The sequence below is a fragment of the Vibrio coralliirubri genome, assembly GCF_024347375.1.
Lineage (GTDB): Bacteria > Pseudomonadota > Gammaproteobacteria > Enterobacterales > Vibrionaceae > Vibrio > Vibrio coralliirubri.
The window spans coordinates 2,454,778-2,475,020 of sequence record NZ_AP025470.1 but is presented as its reverse complement, the minus strand read 5'-3'; the positions used below and the strand labels follow the sequence as shown (position 1 = coordinate 2,475,020).

22 protein-coding genes are annotated in these 20,243 nt (G+C 44.1%); 10 read left to right on the top strand and 12 right to left on the bottom strand.

Annotated elements, in window-relative coordinates:
- Positions 1-873, top strand: a complete 873-nt coding sequence (gene cyoE / locus OCV20_RS11235) for a heme o synthase (RefSeq protein WP_086775313.1) — start codon at positions 1-3, stop codon at positions 871-873.
- 96 nt (positions 874-969) lie between these two features.
- Here the strand turns inward: cyoE and OCV20_RS11230 are convergent, their stop codons facing one another.
- From OCV20_RS11230 to OCV20_RS11210, 5 genes are all read right to left on the bottom strand, one after another.
- Positions 970-1,458, bottom strand: a complete 489-nt coding sequence (locus tag OCV20_RS11230; protein WP_086775312.1) for a hypothetical protein — start codon at positions 1,456-1,458, stop codon at positions 970-972.
- Positions 1,459-1,680: 222 nt separating this feature from the next.
- Positions 1,681-3,657, bottom strand: a complete 1,977-nt coding sequence (locus tag OCV20_RS11225; RefSeq protein WP_086775311.1) for an alkyl sulfatase dimerization domain-containing protein — start codon at positions 3,655-3,657, stop codon at positions 1,681-1,683.
- A 329-nt stretch (positions 3,658-3,986) separates the two neighbouring features.
- The gene (locus tag OCV20_RS11220; RefSeq protein ID WP_048614593.1) at positions 3,987-4,976 is read right to left on the bottom strand and encodes an efflux RND transporter periplasmic adaptor subunit; all 990 of its coding nucleotides are present in this window, start codon (positions 4,974-4,976) and stop codon (positions 3,987-3,989) included.
- On the bottom strand, positions 4,976-5,587 hold the full coding sequence (locus OCV20_RS11215; RefSeq protein WP_086775310.1) for a magnesium transporter: 612 nt from the start codon (positions 5,585-5,587) through the stop codon (positions 4,976-4,978). The genes OCV20_RS11220 and OCV20_RS11215 overlap by 1 nt, the downstream gene beginning before the upstream one ends.
- 1,000 nt (positions 5,588-6,587) lie before the next feature.
- Positions 6,588-7,823, bottom strand: a complete 1,236-nt coding sequence (locus OCV20_RS11210; RefSeq protein ID WP_086775309.1) for an OmpP1/FadL family transporter — start codon at positions 7,821-7,823, stop codon at positions 6,588-6,590.
- A 134-nt stretch (positions 7,824-7,957) separates the two neighbouring features.
- On the opposite strand from OCV20_RS11210, the gene OCV20_RS11205 reads away from it, so the two are divergent.
- The 4 genes from OCV20_RS11205 to OCV20_RS11190 all read left to right on the top strand — a co-directional run bounded on the left by OCV20_RS11205 (position 7,958) and on the right by OCV20_RS11190 (position 11,616).
- A complete protein-coding gene (locus tag OCV20_RS11205; protein WP_086775308.1) occupies positions 7,958-8,893 on the top strand; it encodes a LysR family transcriptional regulator in 936 nt (311 codons plus the stop codon).
- A 256-nt stretch (positions 8,894-9,149) separates the two neighbouring features.
- Complete coding sequence (gloA, locus tag OCV20_RS11200; protein WP_017084654.1) at positions 9,150-9,527, top strand: lactoylglutathione lyase; 378 nt, start codon at positions 9,150-9,152, stop codon at positions 9,525-9,527.
- 14 nt (positions 9,528-9,541) lie between these two features.
- Entirely contained in the window at positions 9,542-10,639 is a 1,098-nt protein-coding gene (locus OCV20_RS11195) for an alkene reductase (RefSeq protein ID WP_086775307.1), read from the top strand.
- A 110-nt stretch (positions 10,640-10,749) separates the two neighbouring features.
- Positions 10,750-11,616: a DMT family transporter gene (locus OCV20_RS11190; RefSeq protein ID WP_086775306.1), complete on the top strand. Its 867-nt coding sequence runs from the start codon at positions 10,750-10,752 to the stop codon at positions 11,614-11,616.
- 100 nt (positions 11,617-11,716) lie between these two features.
- Here OCV20_RS11190 and OCV20_RS11185 read toward each other — a convergent pair whose 3' ends face one another.
- Together OCV20_RS11185 and OCV20_RS11180 are read right to left on the bottom strand one after the other, a co-directional pair.
- Positions 11,717-12,145, bottom strand: a complete 429-nt coding sequence (locus tag OCV20_RS11185) for a MarR family winged helix-turn-helix transcriptional regulator (RefSeq protein ID WP_048614583.1) — start codon at positions 12,143-12,145, stop codon at positions 11,717-11,719.
- Positions 12,146-12,161: 16 nt separating this feature from the next.
- The gene (locus OCV20_RS11180; RefSeq protein WP_086775305.1) at positions 12,162-12,806 is read right to left on the bottom strand and encodes a cytochrome b/b6 domain-containing protein; all 645 of its coding nucleotides are present in this window, start codon (positions 12,804-12,806) and stop codon (positions 12,162-12,164) included.
- A 208-nt stretch (positions 12,807-13,014) separates the two neighbouring features.
- On the opposite strand from OCV20_RS11180, the gene OCV20_RS11175 reads away from it, so the two are divergent.
- The 3 genes from OCV20_RS11175 (at position 13,015) to OCV20_RS11165 (ending at position 14,884) form a co-directional block, all read left to right on the top strand.
- On the top strand, positions 13,015-13,452 hold the full coding sequence (locus OCV20_RS11175) for a c-type cytochrome (RefSeq protein ID WP_086775304.1): 438 nt from the start codon (positions 13,015-13,017) through the stop codon (positions 13,450-13,452).
- An 83-nt stretch (positions 13,453-13,535) separates the two neighbouring features.
- Positions 13,536-14,045, top strand: a complete 510-nt coding sequence (locus OCV20_RS11170) for a helix-turn-helix domain-containing protein (protein WP_086774936.1) — start codon at positions 13,536-13,538, stop codon at positions 14,043-14,045.
- Complete coding sequence (locus tag OCV20_RS11165; protein WP_108721729.1) at positions 14,042-14,884, top strand: IS3 family transposase; 843 nt, start codon at positions 14,042-14,044, stop codon at positions 14,882-14,884. Before OCV20_RS11170 ends, OCV20_RS11165 begins: the two co-directional genes overlap by 4 nt.
- Positions 14,885-14,954: 70 nt before the next feature.
- Here the strand turns inward: OCV20_RS11165 and OCV20_RS11160 are convergent, their stop codons facing one another.
- From OCV20_RS11160 to OCV20_RS11150, 3 genes are all read right to left on the bottom strand, one after another.
- Positions 14,955-16,079, bottom strand: coding sequence for a BamA/TamA family outer membrane protein (locus tag OCV20_RS11160; protein ID WP_238382788.1), 1,125 nt, complete (start codon positions 16,077-16,079; stop codon positions 14,955-14,957).
- A 224-nt stretch (positions 16,080-16,303) separates the two neighbouring features.
- On the bottom strand, positions 16,304-16,798 hold the full coding sequence (locus tag OCV20_RS11155) for a peptidylprolyl isomerase (protein ID WP_048609354.1): 495 nt from the start codon (positions 16,796-16,798) through the stop codon (positions 16,304-16,306).
- A gap of 122 nt (positions 16,799-16,920) precedes the next feature.
- The gene (locus OCV20_RS11150; RefSeq protein ID WP_086774540.1) at positions 16,921-17,529 is read right to left on the bottom strand and encodes a TetR/AcrR family transcriptional regulator; all 609 of its coding nucleotides are present in this window, start codon (positions 17,527-17,529) and stop codon (positions 16,921-16,923) included.
- Between the two features lie 197 nt (positions 17,530-17,726).
- Here OCV20_RS11150 and OCV20_RS11145 point away from each other — a divergent pair, with 197 nt between their 5' ends.
- Positions 17,727-18,683, top strand: coding sequence for a glycosyl transferase family protein (locus OCV20_RS11145; RefSeq protein ID WP_238382790.1), 957 nt, complete (start codon positions 17,727-17,729; stop codon positions 18,681-18,683).
- A gap of 98 nt (positions 18,684-18,781) precedes the next feature.
- On the opposite strand, the gene OCV20_RS11140 is transcribed toward OCV20_RS11145, so the two are convergent.
- Together OCV20_RS11140 and OCV20_RS11135 are read right to left on the bottom strand one after the other, a co-directional pair.
- Positions 18,782-19,078, bottom strand: coding sequence for a hypothetical protein (locus OCV20_RS11140; RefSeq protein WP_048614800.1), 297 nt, complete (start codon positions 19,076-19,078; stop codon positions 18,782-18,784).
- A gap of 178 nt (positions 19,079-19,256) precedes the next feature.
- Complete coding sequence (locus OCV20_RS11135; RefSeq protein WP_048609358.1) at positions 19,257-19,490, bottom strand: hypothetical protein; 234 nt, start codon at positions 19,488-19,490, stop codon at positions 19,257-19,259.
- A 302-nt stretch (positions 19,491-19,792) separates the two neighbouring features.
- Here OCV20_RS11135 and OCV20_RS11130 point away from each other — a divergent pair, with 302 nt between their 5' ends.
- A complete protein-coding gene (locus OCV20_RS11130) occupies positions 19,793-20,209 on the top strand; it encodes a CBS domain-containing protein (protein ID WP_048609359.1) in 417 nt (138 codons plus the stop codon).
- The last annotated feature ends 34 nt before the right edge of the window (positions 20,210-20,243 follow it).

The window sequence follows — 20,243 nt, the reverse complement described above, 5'->3', positions numbered from 1 at the left end:
ATGCTGAAAAGATATCTGTCTATCACCAAGCCGGGCATCATTTTCGGTAACCTGATTTCTGTTGCGGCGGGGTTCTTCCTTGCCGCAAAAACAGAACCAGCCAATGCGATGTTGTTAGTGACAACATTAGCGGGTGTGGGACTTGTGATTGCATCAGGTTGTGTTGTGAACAACATCTTTGATCGAGACATCGACCAAAAGATGAAGCGCACACAAAATCGAGAATTGGTTCAGGGTAACATCAATACAGACGTCGCGTTTGTCTATGCCTTGGTTTTACTGCTCTTAGGCACTGCTCTGCTGTTTCAGTTCGCTAATCCGATCTCTGCGGTCATGGTGTTGCTTGGCTATGTGTTTTACGTCTTTTTCTACACCATGTGGTACAAGCGTACATCGGTTTACGGCACTTTAGTCGGCAGTATTTCGGGCGCGGTTCCGCCATTGGTGGGTTACTTGGCGGTGACTAATTACATCAGCCTTGAAGCAGTATTGTTGTTTGTGATGTTCTGCTTATGGCAAATGCCACACTCGTACGCGATCGCGATGTTCCGCATACAAGATTATCGAGATGCAGGCATTCCCGTGTTACCGGTGAAAGAGGGCGTCGACAAAGCGCATCAACACATGAAAGCCTATGTGGTGGCGTTTGGCGCAGTCTCTTTAGCGCTGTTCTTACTCGGAGAAGCAGGCTATGAATACCTAGCGGTGTCGGCAGCAGTCTGTTTTATGTGGACCAAAGTGACATTCCGCAAAGTCGATTGCCTCAACTACATCCAGTGGTCAAAGACGGTCTTCAAGGTCTCTCTGCTGGTGGTAATGAGCATCAGTGGTGTGCTGGGATTGGAGTTGATTCCACTGCCTACGCTTTTTTGATTTAAGTTTGTCGTTGAACCCTCAATGTTCTGAAGTCCGAGGGTTTGACGACTTTTTATCTGTTCCGCTTTATTTTATCTGTTCTGCTTTAAGCTATTACCCTTCAAGAATATCACCAAGCCAATCTTCAAGCTGTTCTCGTTTATCTTGTGGGCCGTTGATGATCACTAAGCCGTTTAGTGTCGCGTGATCCCAAGATATGGTGCCCGTTGCAAGCGCATCGAACACATCGAGTTCAGTAATTAACAGTAGATCTTCTTCGGTAGGCAAAGTATCTCTGCCTGACACATCGACACCTTTCTCAAACTTCACTTGGCTGTAATGACCTTTAATCGCTTCGAATAAGTTGAATTCAATTTTGCTTGGGTGGGGTTTCGCAAGCGCGGCTTTGATGGCAAAGAGTCGAAAGTGATCAGGCTTATTGAGGTTGTTGAATTCATTGTCTTGTCTGGCTGTGATGACGTTGCCAAATACCTCGAGCGAACCGGGCTCTGTCACCAAACTAAATCCGGTATCTTGGTGAAGACCGCAGGCAAACGTGAGTGAAGAGGTGAGTGAAAGAATCAAAGCAAATCGTTTTAACATAATGGTTATCGAGACCTGTAACAGGGTTAAGAAGCTGACGGCAAAAGCCGAACCTAACGATAAAAAAGGGACCACAAAGGGTCCCTGTATTTGTTTGTCGTCCATGTGAAGCGGTCAGCGAATCGACTGATAGATATTTAGCGAGATTGTTTGCTAAGTAGCTTTCGTCAAAGAGCCATCGTCGAAGAACTATCGCCAAAGAGTGACCGTTCGAACTCGCTATTAGCGAACGATGAGCATGATTTCTTCTGGAGTCATTGCCTTATCGAAGTAGCTCATGAATTGACCGAAGCCTTTGATGTCGCCATTCGAGAACGTGAATGCACCAGACTGTAGGTTGGTACCAATCACTTGTTGAGCGTTTGGGCCCGCAATCAAGATTTGGTTCAGTACTGCACGAGTGGTGTCGATTTGAACGTCTGCGTCTTTTACTGCTTCTTCGTGTAGCTGAGCAATACCGTTACGAATTTCGATAGTGAATGCTTCGTTCGTATCAGAGAAGTTGTACGTTAGCATCATGTTTACGTCTAACGAGCTTTCTGCGATAAGCGTTGAAGTCATCATGTCGAAGATCTGCTTGCTTGGTAGCGCGGTAAGAACGTCAACAGAAGCGAAGCTGATCATGTTAGAGAAGTCACGTTTGTTCTCTAGTTCAGCCGCCGCGTTAAGCGCCCAGTTACGCCAGTTGATGTTCACTTGGTCTGCAGCCCATGCTTTGTAAGCTTGTGCTTTCATCTCACGAGCTTCCATATCTTGCTTGTTTACCGTGATTGGGTAAGAAAGAATTTCTGCTGCAAATGTGTAGTTTTCAGCCTTAATTGCTGCTTGTGCAGTAGTAAGGATGTTGTCACGACCGCCCATGATCTCTACGAATGCTTTAGCGCGTTGCTCGTAAGCCATTGGCTCTAGCTGCCATGGATCCGCTTCGAAAAAACCGTTGTAACCTACGTAAATCTGACGCACGGCGTGTGCAACGGTACCGTAGTGCTCACCTAACCAAGGGTGTTCTGCAAGGTGCTTAGGAAGTTTAACTACTTCAACTAGCTCGTCTGGCGTCATACCTTTGTTCATGTAACGGATAGTTTGGTCATGAGTGTATTGAATCGCATCACGGTAAGCCGTTAGTACGTCAGCTACCGCTTCTTTGCCTTCAACAGGACGACCGTGAGAGTTAATCATGATCTCAGTGTCGAACTTACGCATTACGTCGATGCCCTTGAACCACATTGATGGGTCACGGAATTTAGTACCACGGATGGTGTGAAGGTTAGGGAAGTTCTCACCTTGAAGTACTTCAGCCGCGTGCAGGATTTTCTGATCTGGGAAGTAAACCACTAGCTCATCTTTAGTTTCAGATGGCACGTTCTCGATGTGCATTTTCACGCCAGCAATTTCGATTTCGATGTGGCTTTGGCTTGGTACAAGCAGGTTTGGTTCGATGAACGAGATAGCACCTTGCATGAAGCGTGGACCAAGGCCGTCGTTTACTGTGCCGTGTTCGCCTTCTTCTACGTGCTTAGCGCCGGTGTAAGAAGTACGGTGACCAAATAGAGTACCTAGGTTTGAAGACCAGTTAGCCACGGCAGCGGTTAGGCCTTCTTCAGCGATGATTTTTACTTCACCTGATGCCACTTCTTCGTCAGTAACCCATGCTCGCACACCAGAGATGTGGTCGATGTGGTTGTGAGAATAGATGATTGCTTTAACCGGCTTGTCGGTGATTTGACGGAACTGATCTTTAACCGATTGAGCCATTTCTACTGACTCGCCTGGATCAACAATGATGATGCCGTCCGTACCTTCAATCATGACGGGTGTATCTAGACCGAAACCGTAACCAAGATATACGTTGTCATCTACTTTGATGATTGCTTGGTCCATTTTACGACCATGCTTGGTGAGGATTGGATGAACGTTATCAGACTCTTCTGTGTAAGCCAGTGAGTCGCCCGTTTTCGAAACAACTTGGATGCGCTCGCCTTTACCCCAGAATAGGTTTGATTTGTGTTCGAATAGAACCTCGCTCTTGTAGCGAGCATCAAGATCAATGTTTTGGTATTGCGCAGCATTTGCTGTCTGAAGTTTTTGGCCGGCTTTCGATGTCGCTTCTACAGTTGGCGTTGCAGATGCAAAACCAGAAGCAAGTAGAGCGCTCGCGATAGCAACAGGAAGCGCCATTTTTTTGAAAGTATTAGTCATGGTCGTGACCTTATATTTTGATACAGGAATTGGATTTCTTGAGCCAAATGATAGAGGTGGGGGAGGTCGCTATCTACGCGCTAATAAGATTTCAACTCATCGTTTTTTCGATGGTTTATTTCTATAATGATTGTATTGGCGATTAATTTTTGATCTAAATCAATTCGCAAATGAGCTTGCAACAGATATAAAAATGCCCCGAAATTCGGGGCATTTGTTTTACAATTAGTCGCTAGTTCATGAGTGGCTGTTATACGAGTGAATAACAGCCAAATCATTGAATATTTAATTGCTTATCAAGAGCTAATCGTTTACTAAGAGCTTAAGTATTACCAAGCACCTAAGTATGACTTGTAAGATTGTAGGCGAACCGTTGCTGCGCCGATTACATCGATGAAACCCCAGAACGGATGTGGCTTCTCAGCCGAGATCCAAGCCGCGCCAGTTGAACCAATAGGGATGTTGTAACCTTCTGGTTCAATGATCTCAAGTACGATGGTACGACCTAAACCATTGCCGTTTCTTACTACGTGTTGACCGACACTTTGTGGCCCCTGAAGTGGAGAAATGCTCGACTCACCAGTACCGGCATTAAAGCTGTGTACTTTTGCTCGGAATACGTGACCTGGGTATGCGTCAACGAAGAACTCAGCGAAGTCCCCAACTTGAACATAGTTGTAAGTTTGGTCTGAAATACGCATCTCAAGGAATTTTTTGCTGGTGTTGTAGAGGTGCATGTTACCCATAACAGAACCTTCAGCAATGTTCACTATCGAAACCTGACCGTCAAACTCAGCTCTAATGGTCTTTTTCTCTTGCGCCCAATTTACTTTTTGTAAATCGGCTTTTAACGACACAAGTTCAGCGTGCAGCACTCGAAGATCAGAGTCGTACTTTTCTACGTCACGCATATTGAAGATTTCAGGTGACGTTTCAGCACGCTCTAAGTCGCGATTCATTTGCTTGATCTCTTCTTCTTTCTGAACAATTGAAGATTCGATCTTTGCTTTGTCTGCGGCAGAGTCGATGTCGACGAGTGTGTAAATTACGTCGCCTTCTTTAACCATTTGGTTGTGCTCAACAAGCACTTGGTCGATCTGCTGGCCAAAGATTGGTGACATCACCGCGTGTGGTGCTTTCACTGTGGTTGAGTTGGTTAAATCAACGGGTGCCCACAAGCGAGAGATTACCGCTAATACCGCAAGAATCGTTACGCCGCCAATGGCAGCCCATGTGTAGTTCTTGAAGTTCTTCTTAAGTGCGCCTGTCGCAAACAGTGACCATACAATTAGGATGTATGGGATCATCATCTCTTTCATTATGCGACCTCTTTTTCTGTAGCGGATGGTGTTGTTGGAGTCTTTTCTTCTGAAGCCTGCTCTTTTGAAGATTGCTCTACTGCAGACGGCTCTGTTACCGGTTGTTCAGGTGATACGTGGACTGCGGCTGTCTCTGTATTGGTCGCGTCTTGTTTAGGCTGAACACCACGGCGAATCACATCACTCAGTGATTGACCAATATGTTTCCAGTTCGCCAATGCGATAACCAATGCGATAACCCAGAATGTTTTGCTGATGAAGAGTCCGCAAAGTGATAGTGCAAACACGATTTGAACGTGAGCGCTTTTGTGCTCTTTTGCTTTATGCACACCCAGTTCATGCAACTGCCACATGCCGTAAACACCGGCTAAAACCACAGCAATGGTCACTGAGAACAAGTAACCAGAGAAGGACTCCATCTGGAAGAAGTTCATCATCATTTCATTGGGATGATTGTTGAATTGAGACATGTCGATGTCTTTGGAATGGATTGTGCCTAATGGTGCAAGAGCCCATGCTCCAGCAAACATCACCGCCATAAACAGGCAGAATTTAATCAAGACCATCACAACGGCCCAGATTTTCTTGAAAACGATTTTAATAAAGTTCATATCTCAACCTACATCAATAAGAAGAGAGAATTTGCAGCCTAGAAGTCTAACTTTTAATGACATCTTAAAAAGTAGATGTCTATTATGTGGGTAGATTGGTGCGCATAATAAACAAAAGTAATAGATGGTATTTAAAGTGATACTACTCAATCCAGACAACCGATTCTCGGTATCAAGAAGCGAATATGCTTCCTTACAAACCAATTCTTATTGTTAGCCTGAAACGCAGGTTGAATGACGATGCGCTGTCGAACGAAATATTAGGCTCGTTCTTTTCGCTATTGTCTTCTTTACGTGTAATACCTCGTCTGTCGAGGGGGGCTTCCATGGCAATTGACATAGTGTTGTAAAACATTTGTCAGCATTCTGTTTGGGCTAAGAATTGATTTGTTAGCAGGATAATAGGAAGAGTTTTGAGCAGTATCTACCCAGAATTACGATTTGATAATATCGTAATTACGATGAGTCACTATTACTCTAAATCGGTAGATTGAATTATTTGCTAGCGCTCAAATTCGGCTTTAAAACATCGTTAGTTAATTTGGTTTGGATCAATGAAATGACTAATAAAAGCATCAATAAGCAATTTGGCAGAATTTATCTTTTTACACGCTTCTTACAATAAAGGGAGTAACAGAAACGAATGATGGATGACATATAACTGATAATAGTTTTTTGAGCACTGGGTAAATACGTTTTTTCTTACGGTTGAGTGCTGAATTCGACATATTGTAGCTTTAATTCCTCAAATGTATATCTCAATGTCGCTGAACACAGTGTCATGATAAACGAGACAATATCGTATTGTTTATGTTCTATTGAATAGGTAACCTAACCCAATCAAATGCGATGTTGAATGGGGATGAAACATTGCAGTTGAAGAACAGATAGAGAAAGACCTAGCGGATAGCTAGGCCTTGATGTGGTGCACGAGTGAAGCCATGAATCGGGTACGGTGCGTTACTCATAGATAATCGACGAAAAGGTCGAGACTGATGCTTTACAGGAAGCGGTAGTTCGCTTGCATACCAAAGAAGTGTGCGCTGTTGTCATAAGCGCCTTGAACATTGATAACTTGCCCGTTTGAGTAATTCAACTCAGGCTCGTCCAGATCGATGTAATCGTAGTAAGCGCGCAGCTCCCAGCTCTTGTTTAGCGCATAGGTAACACCTGCGCCGATACGCTTGGTTTCGCCTACAGGAAGATCCATATATTGATGAGTTGCGTCATCTTGCGGCGAAGTTTCGTAGCTGATGCCTGTTTCTAGTCGCAAGGTTGGGGTGATTTGGTAATGAGTACCTATGGCTAGGTTCCACACATCGTCAAAGTTACGGTCGACAACTTTTACTGAGTTATCATTGATGTCTAACGTGAGGTCTGTCCATGTTGATAGGTCATACCAAGTCACACTCCACAACATGTCCCATTGGTCATTGACGGCGTGCACGCCGCTAATTTGGATGTGTTGAGGCATGATAAAGTCGAGCCCAACATCGCGTTTGGTGTCGCTAGCCGAATGTTGAAGATCACCCTCACCGTAATGAGCAAGTTCAGAGCGGTACATAAAGCCAAAACGATGTTGTTCGTTCGGTTGGTAAAAGGCACTAAGAGAGTAGCCAACCGTGAAATCATCCGCGTCTGCTTCGAATAAATGCTCAGACCCAATGTCGCCAGTGCCGATAAAAGGGTTCAACTCGCCGTTCGCAGTGAGGTATTCCGCATTGATAGAGGCACCCAGCGAAAACTGCTCATTCACTTTGTAAGATATCGAAGGCATCAGTTGAACAGTCATGAACTCAACGTTCTTTAATAGACGCTGCCCAGAAAAGTTATCACCATAATCGATCCCTGAACCACCTTGAGAAGCCAAAGCAAAACCAGCGTGAAATTTGTCGTTGATAGGGGCAACAAAGTAGAAGCTTCCTACCGGAGCCCAACCACCAGCCTCAATGTTACTGTCAAAACGCTCTGTTGGGTCTGTGTCTGAATAGTTGATGTCTGTGTAGAGGCCAGCCAGATTGACGGTGAGTTCAGGGTTTTCTAGCTGAGACATAGCGGCAGGGTTAGTCCATGCGGTTAACGCACTTTCAGCTAACGCTGCCGATCCTGCGCCTGCGGTACTTGCGTTGAGGGAACCAAGTTCAGGAAGAAGGTGAGCCGCAGCTTGTGCTGGGTTTGAAAGCATCGCGTTACTCGTCATCATCGCAATAGTGATGGCAAGGTAATGTTTTTTCATGGGGAAACCTATTAAGAAACTAATTACGCGGGATGTTAGTGTCTCAATTTGGGACTTTAAACGAGGGATTCTTATTTCATTCTATCGTTTTTACGATAGTATGGTGCTCATGGTCGCCTAACGAGTAATGATATATGAGCAACGACATCCCCAACTTCAATCTACTTGCCGTGTTTTCTGCGGTGATGGAGCAGGGCAGTTTAAGTAAAGCTGCGGATCAACTCAGTACCAATCAATCGACCATCAGTACCGCATTAGCCCGCCTAAAAAAAGAGATTGGCCAAGAGCTTTTTGTTCGCAAAGGAAGAGGTGTTGCGCCTACGTCTTATGCGCAAAGCTTGTATGAACAAATTAAAGCGCCGATCAATGAACTCAATGGCGTGTTTCAGTCGATGGCTAATTTTGATGAGCAATCCTCTGAGCGTAAGTTTGTTATTTCTGCACCTGAGCACTTACAGTGGGTGCTGCTCAATAGTTTCGCGGAGCTTCCTAATCAAAACTTGTCGTTGGAAGTCTTTGATCAACCAGACAGTGATGAGCGCATTTACGAAGATCTTTTGACGCAAGAGTTCGATGCGATGATCGATATTGTGGTGCCTGAACACCCCAGTATCGTCAGTGAAACACTTTATGAAGGCGAGTTTGTGATCGTGTGTCGTTCTGATCACCCGCGAATTCAAGGTGAAATCAGCGAAGCTCAGTTCTTAAGTGAAAAGCATGCCGTATTAGACAGAACACGACGCAAAGTTCGAAGTTTGAATCACTACACTTCTTTGGATCTGTCCCAGCGTAAAATCGTGTTTCACGGGCGTTCGCTGTTCAGTAATATCTTGCTGTGTAGCCAATCCGATTACATCACTGTCGTGCCTTTATCTATGGCCGTGCAGTTCCAAGAAAAATTAAGTTTACAGCTGTTCAAGCCACCCTTTGAATATCAGCCGATGTCTCATTACCTGATTTGGTTGAAGAAGCAGAACAGCGATCCTGCTCATAAATGGTTCAGAGAACAAGTCATCAGTACATCAGACTCGATGTCGAGGGCGCTTAAAGATAGGCGGTTGCGATTTTAATTGAGAGTCTAAATCTAAGGGGAGCATTGGCTTCCCTTTTTTGTATCTTTTAGTTTGTACTAGTCAATATGTTAATAACAAAAAATTATTAAAATGAGAATATTTAATAATTTCACTGATTTGTGTGTGTTCAGTAATATACCTAGCAACAGAGAAGTAGGTGGCCTCAAGGTCAACCTCAACGAACACTACTTAGCTTTATTCTATGAGTTAACTTCATACGACGAGGCTGAGATTAAAGTATCAAGGGCGAAATATGAAATTCCTACACACAATGATCCGAGTTACTGATTTAGACAAGTCTATCGAGTTCTACACCAAGGTATTGGGAATGAAGGAACTTGAACGTCATGAAAACAAAGACTACCGCTACACATTGGTTTTTGTTGGCTACGAGCAAGGCGGCACGACTATCGAGCTAACGTACAACTGGGATACTAACGAGTACGAGATGGGCAGCGCGTTTGGTCATCTGGCATTGGGTGTAGAAGATATTTACGCAGCATGTGACAAGATCAAATCACTAGGTGGCAACGTCACTCGCGAAGCGGGTCCAGTGAAAGGCGGTTCAACTCATATCGCTTTTATTACTGATCCAGACGGCTACCAAATCGAACTGATTCAACTAGGTTAATCGAGGATATAACAATGACAAACGCACTATTTCAACCAATTCAACTTGGTAATATCGAGCTTAAAAACCGTATTGTTATGCCACCGATGACGCGCTCTCGTGCAACGCAACCTGGTAATTCAGCAAACGACATGATGGCGGCTTACTACGCTCAACGCGCTTCTGCAGGTTTGATTATTGCGGAAGGCACACAAATTTCACCTATGGGTCAAGGCTATGCTTGGACTCCAGGTATCTATTCTGACGAGCAGATCGCTGGTTGGAAAAAAGTGACTGATGCCGTACATGAAAAAGAGGGCATTATCTTCGCTCAACTTTGGCATGTAGGCCGTGTAACACACCCAGACAACATTGGCGGTGAACAGCCAATCTCGTCTTCTGCACTTAAAGCAGAAAACGTAAAAGTATTCATCGATAACGGCACTGATGAACCGGGCTTTGTAGATGTGGTTGAACCTCGTGAGATGACGAAAGAAGACATCAAAGAGGTGATTGAACAGTATCGTCAAGCGGCTTTGAATGCGGTGGAAGCAGGCTTTGATGGTATCGAACTTCACGCAGCGAATGGTTACTTAATCAACCAATTTATCGATTCTGAAGCAAACAACCGCACTGACGAATACGGTGGTTCAATTGAAAACCGTTTACGTTTCCTAGGTGAAGTGGTTGAGGCTATGGTTGAAGCGATTGGTGCTGACCGTGTTGGTGTACGCCTTGCTCCATTCACATCGTTGAATGGTACGGTTGACGCTACGCCAGTAGAGACTTACACAGCGGCGGCAGCACTACTTAACCTATACAAAATTGTTTACTTGCACATTGCAGAAGTTGATTGGGACGATGCACCTGAAACGCCAAAAGCATTTAAAGCGGCAGTTCGTGAAGCTTATGATGGTGTCCTTATTTATGCGGGTAAATACGATAGCGAGCGTGGCGAAAAAGCTGTTGCTGAAGGCGTAACTGACATGGTTGGCTTTGGCCGTCCATTCGTTGCGAACCCAGATTTACCAGCTCGTATTCAAAATGGTTACCCACTTGCGGCGCACGATCCAAACACATTGTTCGGTGGTGCTGAAAAAGGTTTAACGGATTACCCTGAATACGCAGGCTAAAAACAGCTGCCTGAAGCAGAGTATTGAGATAGTATCTTGATCCTGTTGAATGTTTATAAAAAGCAACCTTGCAGAGTCGGGTTGCTTTTTTTGTTATTGGACTAAGTAAAATGATGAACGTGAAAGCGATGCGCGGAGAGCTTTACCTTCTATTTGCCACCCTGCTAGCTGGGGTGGGATGGATTGCATCTAAGCTGGTGGTATTAGAAATGCCTGGGCCAGTGTTCATTGGTGTGCGATTCCTCGTCGCGAGTCTTATTCTTCTGCCATTTTGTATTCACCATATTCGTAAGCTTTCGCTTAAGCAGATTCTGTCTCTTTGCGGCGTGGGTGTGTTGTTGTCTGCCTCATTGCAGGTATGGGTGTTTGCGGTTTCAGTGACGGAAAGCTTGTCGGAAGGGGCATTCATCATGAGCTTAGCCATGATCATTGCACCGTTTGTGTCTTGGATTTTGTTTCGAGTTAAGCCTAATCGTGCGTTTTGGATGTCTTTCCCTATCGCGATTATCGGCATGCTATTGCTGACTCTGGGCAACGGCTGGCATGTTGAGCAGAGTCAGATTTACTTCTTACTAGCATCGATGTTGTTGTCCGTTCACTTTGTGATGAACAAGCGTGTGATTACCAATATCAAACCTATCGCATCAATCTGTGTGCAACTGTTTGTGGTGGGTGTGAGTGGTTTAGCCTTTGCTTCTATGACTGCTCAGCCGGAGTTCGAAATCACCAAAACCTTAGTCTTCTGGTTTATTGTGTCTGCGGTGATCGCAACGTCTATTCGTTACTTGTTGCAAACGGTCGGTCAGCACTCCGTGAACATGGAAGTGGCGGCATTGATCATGATTCTTGAGCCTGTGTGGACGCTGCTGTTAAGTGTGAGTGTGCTTGGTGAAAGTGTAGAGATGCAGAAGCTGCTCGGTGGGGCGGTGATCATTGCTTCACTGTTTTGCTATATCAAATGGTCGAGACGAAAATAAAACACTCGGCGCAAGGCCGAGTGTGGGTTGTTTTTCAATACACGTTCAGAGTGTAATAATTTCTAAGCACTAAGCTTGGTAAGCAGTGAACGCGGTAAGATCAGATTGCCGCGACTATTTTCTGAAGTAGCTTGAGCATTTGTTGTTGCTCTTCAGCATCTAACTCGTTCATCAACTCTTTGTTTAAACGAACTGGGATAGGAACGAGTTGTTCTTCAAGTGCTTTGCCTTTTTCCGTTAAGTAAATTCGGAAAGAACGGCGACTGTTTGGATCGGCTCTGCGTTCGACCAGTTCAAGCTTTTCTAACTTGTCTAATGTGCGTGTCGTTGTTGAATTCTCGACTTTGGATTTCGCAGCAATATCACGCTGAGTCACACCTTCTTCTTCCCAAAGACACATCATGGTTGGCCATAGAGCAATGCTTAAGCCATGTTCTTTCAATTCCGTGTCGAAATCTTTGGTCGACTTATTGGCGATCACATTGATCATCCAACCAAAGCTTTTTTGTCTATCAAACTCTTCTGGCATCTATCGCTACCTAATTTTACTGTGATATTACAACTATTGTCATCGTAACTAATACCGATGCAATTAGCACCAACAACGCTTTCCTATTTGATGAAAAAGCCAATTGACTGCTATTTCTGAAATAATCCGTTGACGCTGAATGGTTTTGTTTGCCTGTGATCATGGCAAGAACCAGCGGTTTTGAACGCAGTTTGTAGATGATAATGGCCACCAAGTGCAGTACGACAAAGACCACTAACATGCGAGCGGCAATGCCATGTACTGTGCATAACACATCGAATATTGCATCAGTAATCACGAATTCCGAACCTGGAATCGCATCAAAGAAACCAGCAATAACAAGCCCCGTCGTACATTGGATAAACAGAGTCGTGATCATTCCTATCACCATCCAGGCACCCAACGGATTATGTCCCGGTTTTGGGCGAGCCTTTCCACGCAAGTAATTCCAAGCCGATTTCGGGGAGCTAATGAATTGAGAAAAACGACTGGTATCACTGCCGACGATTCCCCAAACCAAGCGCCATAAAATCAGACTGAACAGTGCTAGGCCTAAATAAACATGGGGGCCTTGTCCGTTAAATCCTGATGCAGCAAGACCAATAAAGAGTGCGGCTTGAAGCCAGTGATAAAGTCGAGTTGGTAGATCCCAGATTTTCATAATGCTTTTCCTGTTCGTAAATTTGCCTGATAGGAACAATTTACACAACAATAGTTGCGTGTGCAACTATTGTTGTGTAAATTAAATGCATCTCTTCGATTACGGTTGAATTATCAAGCCGTAATTCACTAAGAAACCAATCAGTAATTAACGAAGAAATCACTCAATCAATTAACCACTCAATCAATTAATCACTAGGAATGACACTATGAAAAAATTCACTATCGCTTTAATCATCGCACTACCAACGATTGCTCTACCTATGATCTCTGCAGCCGCAGCGGATGTTGTAAATAATCGTCAACAAGCTTTTAGCTCTATTGAAGAGGTCAGTAAACAAGTCGATTCAGAATTGAATAACAGTGACGTGGATTGGCTGAAGGTAGGCGAGTTAAGTGAAATGTTGGTGGAACATGGTGATGTCTTGAACGCGAGTTTTTCTGAAGCTGACACAGGAGGTAAGGCCAAGAAGGAGATTTGGAGCAAGCCTGAGAAATTTAACCAACTGATGTTACAGATGAACCAAGGCTTTGCAGAGCTGTATCAGGCGAGTGTTGAACAAGACTTGTCGAGTGCAGAGCAAGGGTTAAATTCTGCGAATAAGGCCTGCAAAGGGTGTCACCGTACTTATCGTTCTCGTTGGTAGTTTTTGAAATGCCCTTAAAAACAAAAGCCTGTGCGAATGAACTGACCCCCAATAGTTGGACACCAATTATTGGGGGTCTTTTTATGTCCAAATATAGCCGAGAGCTAAAATGTATCATTGCTAAGCAATACTTAGATGGCACGTCATCTCTCTACTTAGCAAAACAATATTCAATTTCTTCAAGGCAGATACGGTATTGGGCTCAAGTCTTTGCCATCCATGGTACTGATTCATTTTTACCAACTAATCATGCCGCGACTGCTCAAACAAAACGAAAAGCATTGAATTTAATGTGGACGAATGAATGGTCTCTCACGCACACTAGCGCTGTATTAAACCTCTCATCCCCTGGAATACTCTCTGTCTGGCTTAAACGATTTAATGAGCTCGGTATCAAGGGGCTCGAAATGCGCCAGAAAGGAAGACCCTCAATGAAACAGCAACCTCAACGTACCACTAAGCCTGATAATGAAATGACACTTGAGGAGCTAAAAGAGGAGTTGGTCTACTTACGAACCGAGAATGCCGTTCTAAAAAAGTTGGAAGAGTTGGAGCAGAAAAAAAACCGTCGAACAAAGAAAAAGCGGTCATAGCTCTAACTCTTAAAGGCAAGTACCCATTAAAGCACTTACTGCACACTCTACAGTTGGCAAAAAGTGTCTTTTATTATCAGGCTCAAACGAGCAAGCGCCAAAATAGCTACGAACGTGAGCTGCGGTTGATAAAGTCAATTTATCATGAACATAAGGGGCGATACGGCTACCGCCGTATTCACTTGGAACTAAAGAATCAGGGGTTCGTGCTTAATCACAAAACGGTTCAAAGGCTTATGGCTCAGCTCAACCTTAAATCGACGGTCAGGATTAAAAAGTATCGTTCATACCGAGGAGAGTCAGGAAAAGCTGCTCCCAACGTTCTTGAAAGAGATTTTAGTGCGACTCAACCCGATGAAAAGTGGGTAACTGATGTCACGGAGTTCAAAGTCAAAGAGCAGAAAGTATACTTATCTCCCGTTGTCGACTTGTTTACTCAGGAGGTGGTTGCTTATAGAGTGGCCAAAAATGCCTGCTTGCCGCTTGTCACAGATATGCTGACGGAAGCTATATCAACGCTTAAACCCAACTCAAAGCCAATTATACATAGCGATCAAGGTTGGCAATATCGCCATCGACAGTATCAGAAAAAGGTAGCGGAGAGTGGGTTAACGCAAAGCATGTCGAGAAAAGGTAACTGCTTGGATAATGCTGTTGCTGAAAACTTTTTTGCTTTACTCAAAACCGAGATGTATCACAACCAAAGCTTTGAAGATGCAGATGCTCTGATAGAGCAGATTAAAGAATACATCGAGTACTACAATACCAAACGTATAAAAGTGAAACTAAAAGGCCTGACTCCGATAGAATATCGAACTCAGGCCTTGAAAGCCGCTTAACAGAAATGTCCAACTTTACGGGGTCACTTCAGGATCGCGACAGGCTTGATGTGATAGTCGTTGGTGAGAGCTAAATATTTTCGCCCAAGCTAAAATACGCCAACACTTCATCTTCACTGTTGTAGGTGAAGTCCATGCGAACATTGATGCGCTCTTGACGCATTAGGCGATAACGCAAACCAAATCCAACCATTGATAAAAGGTCACCATCATCAAAGCTATGGTATGGGTCTTTCGGGTTGAGTCTCTCGCCAAATACTTTGCCGACACCGGTTAACCCGACCACAGACACGTTGTTTAGGAAATTGATCGATGAGCCAGAAATCGAGTAGCGATACTCCATTTCTAGATTGGTCATATGAGAGGCTATATGATCCCCGGCGACAAAGCCTCGTTGAACGTTTCGCCCTTGTCGCCCGTAAGTGCTGTACGCACTGCTTGGGGCATTTTCAGCATCTAATAAGTAGCGAGTTACCCATCGGCTGGCGATAATGTGGTTATCGTTATGGGTCAAACTGTAGAAAAAACGGTAGTCGGAAAACAGTGAAGAGTAGGTCGCATCTTCATCATTGCCTAGCCAAGTCCCGTGGTTCTCATACGTGAGTTCGAACAAAAAGCCATGGTATGGATAATAGTAATGCTCTCGCTCATCCCACAAGAATGAAAGTTTAGCCCCAGTATCGGCTTCATATTCTTCGCTAAACCCTGTCAACTTCAACAACAGTTTGTCACGGGGTGTGTCGGCTAAATAGCGAGCCGTGGAAAAGTCTAACCCCATACCTAGATAGATATTGTCATACACTTTGAAGTAGAAATCGCCATCGAACGCGTACTCTTGATGGTTGGTATCAACAAGGTCTACCAAGGTTATGTTGGTGCTAGAGAACCCCATTTCACCGCTAAATCTTATTGAGTCACCTTTCAGCAACAGCTCCGCATTACCTTTGATGTAATAGCTGTCGTTCTGTGTGTAAGTCAGTGTCGCTGATAATGTGGAAGCGTTCTTGGTTTCGCCATCGGCGTAGAAGTTATAGATGGGCACCACAGAGATCCCGGTATCTACACTCGGGTCATAAAAGGGGATCGCGATAACACGAAATTGGTCATCGAGTTCTGGTTCTTTTGATTCTCGTGTATCAACTTCGAATGCGGAACTAGAGAAACTGGCAACAGAAGAGAAGAGGGCTGTTGTCAAAAAAGAGTGTCGAGTCATGTAGAGAGTTACGTCCAATGTAAGGTTGACCACAGAGCAATGGGAGCTTGCGGATCAGGAGCATAACACGTCATTTATACTGATTAATAGTAAGGGAATGGTTAATCCTGTAAATATACCGTACAGAAATGAGTACAGTTGATAACATCGACAATAAGAAAATGGTGAGAAAAATTCTCACCATTTCGTTGCGTTTTCGTCGTGAATTACTCGTTGATGGTGACTTTAGTAATCACAATATCTTCGCAAGGCACATCTTCGTGTCCCCAACGAATGGTTGTTGGTGCTACAGCGATTTTGTTTACGACATCCATACCCGCTGAAACCTTACCGAATACCGCGTAACCCCAGCCAGCATTGGTTGTTGAGGTGTGATCGAGGAAGTCGTTGTCATCAAGGTTGATGAAGAACTGCGCCGTTGCAGAATGTGGTGCATCAGTACGAGCCATTGCCACAGAACCAATCACATTCTTCAAGCCACGGTTTGCTTCGTTGACGATCGGTGCACGAGTTGGTTTTTCTGTCATGTCGATAGTGTGACCACCACCTTGAATCATGAAACCTTCAATAACACGGTGAAATGTCGTGCCTTCGTAGAAACCGTCTTGGCAGTATTTAAGGAAGTTTTTCGACGTTACTGGCGCTTTTTCAAGGTTCAGTTCAATCTCGATATCGCCAAAGTTGGTGGTGAAAGTAATCATAGGGCTACCTAAAGTTGAAGTTTACTGAGTCGTAATGACGAAAGTGGGTTGCAGTATAGGGAAAATAACAGCGGATACCAGTGATGGTTTCATTGTGGTTGAATTCTCGTCAACCACCAAAATCACGCCCGATATTGCTTAAGGAACATCTCGACACTTGAAGTAATGATCACTTGTTTGTGCGCAGCATCCGGTGAAGGCACATGACCTATGATTTGCGGCCAAAACGCAAAAGACTTAAGCAGACCAATGAACTGCGTGGAGGCGAATTGTGGGTCAAGACCGATTAAACGACCGTCTGCCAATGCGGCTTTAATCCAGGTTGTAAGTCCACTTTCTGCTTGGGAATATTTTTCCATCGCTTGATGCGCCAGTTCGGCGTTATGGAAATACTCAGAGAACAGTACACGTGACAGGTCGATGAAGCCTTCAGACTCAAGTAACTCAAGTTCTTGGTTAGCTATCGACGAAAGTTGTTCTTCAAGTGGCAGTTCTGCTTGATAAGGGAAATGCGTCGCGGCCAGAGTTTTGCTCCAAATACTGTCTAGAATCTCATCTAAAAGCAGCTCTTTGCTGGCAAAGTGATTGTATACGGTGCGCTTTGATACTTCTGCGCGACTCGATATTTTATCCATGCTGGTGGCCTTGTAGCCATGCTCAGTAAACTCTGCGATAGCAGCGGCAACGATCGATTCACGTTTTCTTTGGCTCAGCGTTTTTTTTACAGTCATCGGGATACTACTCAATATGTCGCGGTTAGTATTGTATACGCTAATTTTACACCAGTAAGTTTACTTTTAGAACACCAATCCGCGTATTGGTAATTAGGTCGATAGCCACTGAATCGCTTTGCAATGCACTGTGGGTATCATAGAATCGAAAGTGTATTCGAATTTTATTGATATCAACGGAAGAGAATAAACAATCAATGAGTAGTATTTTAGAGTGTATTCGTACAGTTGGACGAGGAGAAAGAGGGCGAAAGCCTTTATCGTTCGAACAAGCCTACCGCATCATGGATGAGTATTTAAGCGGAGAAGTCGGTGACGACCAAATGGCTATGCTACTGATGCTGATTCGTGTGCAGAATGAAACTAATGAAGAGATCGCTGGCTTTGTAAAAGCGTTTCAATCTCGAGTGCCAGATTTAGGCGCCGATATTGATTGGCCGTGTTATGCAGGTAAGCGTAACGATAACGCCAGTGGCAAGCCTTGGAACTTGTTGGCAGCAAAAATCTTAGCTGACAATGGCTATAAAGTGTTAATGCATGGCTATATGGATAAGCCGAGCGGTAGGACGCACGTTGAAAGCCATTTGCAAGATGTCGGTGTGCAAAGTGCTGAGAACCCTGAACATGCTAAGTCGATTCTTGAACACGACGGCATTGCTTATTTATCGCTAGCTAACTTTGCGCCCGAAGCACAAACCATGATTGGTTGGAAACACCGTTACGGTTTGAGAACACCAATTAACACGGTAGTTCGAGCATTGAATCCTGGTGGTGGTCGTTTAGGTCTGCGTGGCAGTTTCCATCCTGGCTTCCCACAACTTCATGCGGAAGTTGAGCATGTTATTGGCAATAAATCCCACTCGGTGATTTCATTCAAAGGGATGAACGGTGAGTCGGAATATAATCCTAAAGTTAGCCAAACGGTGTGGATGAGCTCTCCTGACAAAGTCGAATCGTTCTACTGGGAAGAGATGATGAACCTAGAGTTGCCACTTCCTAGTCAATGTGTACTTGGTACGTCGGCTGAAGAGATGGCGTTAATGGCGAATACCGTTGTCGACAGTATGACAGCCATTCTCTTTGCAGAAACGCACGATAAAACTGAGGCATACCAGAAAGCGGTGCGCCTGTGGCATGAGTACTGTGCGCGTTAGATGGTGGTTTGTAACCAATGAGAGAAGGTCAGCGAGCGCTGGCCTTTTTTATGCTTAATTTCTAGCAAGGGCTTTTCGTGAACGCCCAAACAATAGAGCTACTTCACTCGCATCAAGCGATGCATTTTGTCTTCGAACTGAATCTCGATCACCTGTGAGATTTTCATCTTATCAACACGATCAAGCATTCTCGCTTGGTAATCACGTTTTTTCATCCACTCTAGCGGTTCTTTAAATCCATCTTCATTAATCACAAACGATTGATCGGTAATAGAGTCTTCAAAGATATGAACCACCCAAATGCGTGATTGGAAATCCAATAACTCACTAAAGTAGTTTTTTAACTTAGATAAGGAATTAGTTAGATACGTTTTAGGTGAGGTTTGAGAAGACATAGTAAACCGTATTGGGACAATGAAAATCGGCAAGGGCGCCGTCTGATCATTATAGCCTTTACCCGTTAGGCTTGTCAGGTCGAATTCGGCAGCCATTCACGGCTATTACGCTTGCTAATGCTTTGCTATTGCTACTGTGGCTGCCAGTTAGTGATTAACCAAATCAGTGTCGGATTCACTATTTTACGAATAGGCCGAAGTCGATCTCTTGTTCTCTTTGATATTTCACCAGCTTCACTTTTAGGTCGTGTTTTGCTGCTAAATCAATAGCTAAGCATGACATGCGTTTTATCTCATCAACGCAGCTTGATATGAGCGGTTTTTCTTGATTATCGATAGTGGCGATGAGTGTGTTTTCTGTACCGTCGTTACCTGCGTAAACATACGCGTACATGTTGTTGTCGTGTTGCATAAACTTCCTAAATCGGGATTTCTAATTATTAGTGCGGTGAAGATTACAGGGTTTATTTACGCAGGCTAGTTCGGCTAAGTAAGGTTAAGCAAGGGAAAGTAAGGCTTTGTAAGGGCTCTTTTTTTCTTTTTTCTGGCGTTCGAAAACGTGCTCAACCCTTTGTTTGTCTCACTTTTTTGTCTTGTTAGGTTTTGCCTATCAATAAAATTGTTGAAATCCATTTAGTAAAATCAAGATTTTAGACAACAATTAACTTAACAAGATAGAAAAATATATGACGCAAAGTATTTAGGGAGAACGCAATGCATTCTATTAAAGTGAAAGATTACATGACGCAGCAGGTTGTGACATTTACTCCTGATATGCCGTTAAGTCTAGCGTTAGACAAAGTGATGCGTAGCCACCATATGGGTGGACCCGTAATCGATGATAAAGAACAAGTGATTGGCTTCCTTTCTGAGCAGGATTTACTCGAGAAACTTGTGAAGGTCAGTTACTTCTGCCAAGACACACACCTTGTGGGTGACTGTATGTACCAAGAAGTGCTGTCGGTGTCACCTGACCTATCCATTATTGAATTGGCGGACATGATGCAGGTTGGAAAACCTAAAGCATACCCTGTGATCGATAATCGAAAACTGGTGGGTATTATCACCAGAACCGATGTTTTGAGAGCAATCGGTAAGAACTTGGAAGAATGCTTCAAACATCAGGTATAGTAGCGTGTTAAGAACGATTATTTTTCTCAATACC

Coding starts and splice junctions, on each gene's coding strand:
- cyoE (WP_086775313.1), top strand. CDS start 1: ATGCTGAAAAGATATCTGTCTATCACCAAGCCGGGCATCATTTTCGGT.
- OCV20_RS11230 (WP_086775312.1), bottom strand. CDS start 1,458: ATGTTAAAACGATTTGCTTTGATTCTTTCACTCACCTCTTCACTCACG.
- OCV20_RS11225 (WP_086775311.1), bottom strand. CDS start 3,657: ATGACTAATACTTTCAAAAAAATGGCGCTTCCTGTTGCTATCGCGAGC.
- OCV20_RS11220 (WP_048614593.1), bottom strand. CDS start 4,976: ATGAAAGAGATGATGATCCCATACATCCTAATTGTATGGTCACTGTTT.
- OCV20_RS11215 (WP_086775310.1), bottom strand. CDS start 5,587: ATGAACTTTATTAAAATCGTTTTCAAGAAAATCTGGGCCGTTGTGATG.
- OCV20_RS11210 (WP_086775309.1), bottom strand. CDS start 7,823: ATGAAAAAACATTACCTTGCCATCACTATTGCGATGATGACGAGTAAC.
- OCV20_RS11205 (WP_086775308.1), top strand. CDS start 7,958: ATGAGCAACGACATCCCCAACTTCAATCTACTTGCCGTGTTTTCTGCG.
- gloA (WP_017084654.1), top strand. CDS start 9,150: ATGAAATTCCTACACACAATGATCCGAGTTACTGATTTAGACAAGTCT.
- OCV20_RS11195 (WP_086775307.1), top strand. CDS start 9,542: ATGACAAACGCACTATTTCAACCAATTCAACTTGGTAATATCGAGCTT.
- OCV20_RS11190 (WP_086775306.1), top strand. CDS start 10,750: ATGATGAACGTGAAAGCGATGCGCGGAGAGCTTTACCTTCTATTTGCC.
- OCV20_RS11185 (WP_048614583.1), bottom strand. CDS start 12,145: ATGCCAGAAGAGTTTGATAGACAAAAAAGCTTTGGTTGGATGATCAAT.
- OCV20_RS11180 (WP_086775305.1), bottom strand. CDS start 12,806: ATGAAAATCTGGGATCTACCAACTCGACTTTATCACTGGCTTCAAGCC.
- OCV20_RS11175 (WP_086775304.1), top strand. CDS start 13,015: ATGAAAAAATTCACTATCGCTTTAATCATCGCACTACCAACGATTGCT.
- OCV20_RS11170 (WP_086774936.1), top strand. CDS start 13,536: ATGTCCAAATATAGCCGAGAGCTAAAATGTATCATTGCTAAGCAATAC.
- OCV20_RS11155 (WP_048609354.1), bottom strand. CDS start 16,798: ATGATTACTTTCACCACCAACTTTGGCGATATCGAGATTGAACTGAAC.
- OCV20_RS11150 (WP_086774540.1), bottom strand. CDS start 17,529: ATGACTGTAAAAAAAACGCTGAGCCAAAGAAAACGTGAATCGATCGTT.
- OCV20_RS11145 (WP_238382790.1), top strand. CDS start 17,727: ATGAGTAGTATTTTAGAGTGTATTCGTACAGTTGGACGAGGAGAAAGA.
- OCV20_RS11140 (WP_048614800.1), bottom strand. CDS start 19,078: ATGTCTTCTCAAACCTCACCTAAAACGTATCTAACTAATTCCTTATCT.
- OCV20_RS11135 (WP_048609358.1), bottom strand. CDS start 19,490: ATGCAACACGACAACAACATGTACGCGTATGTTTACGCAGGTAACGAC.
- OCV20_RS11130 (WP_048609359.1), top strand. CDS start 19,793: ATGCATTCTATTAAAGTGAAAGATTACATGACGCAGCAGGTTGTGACA.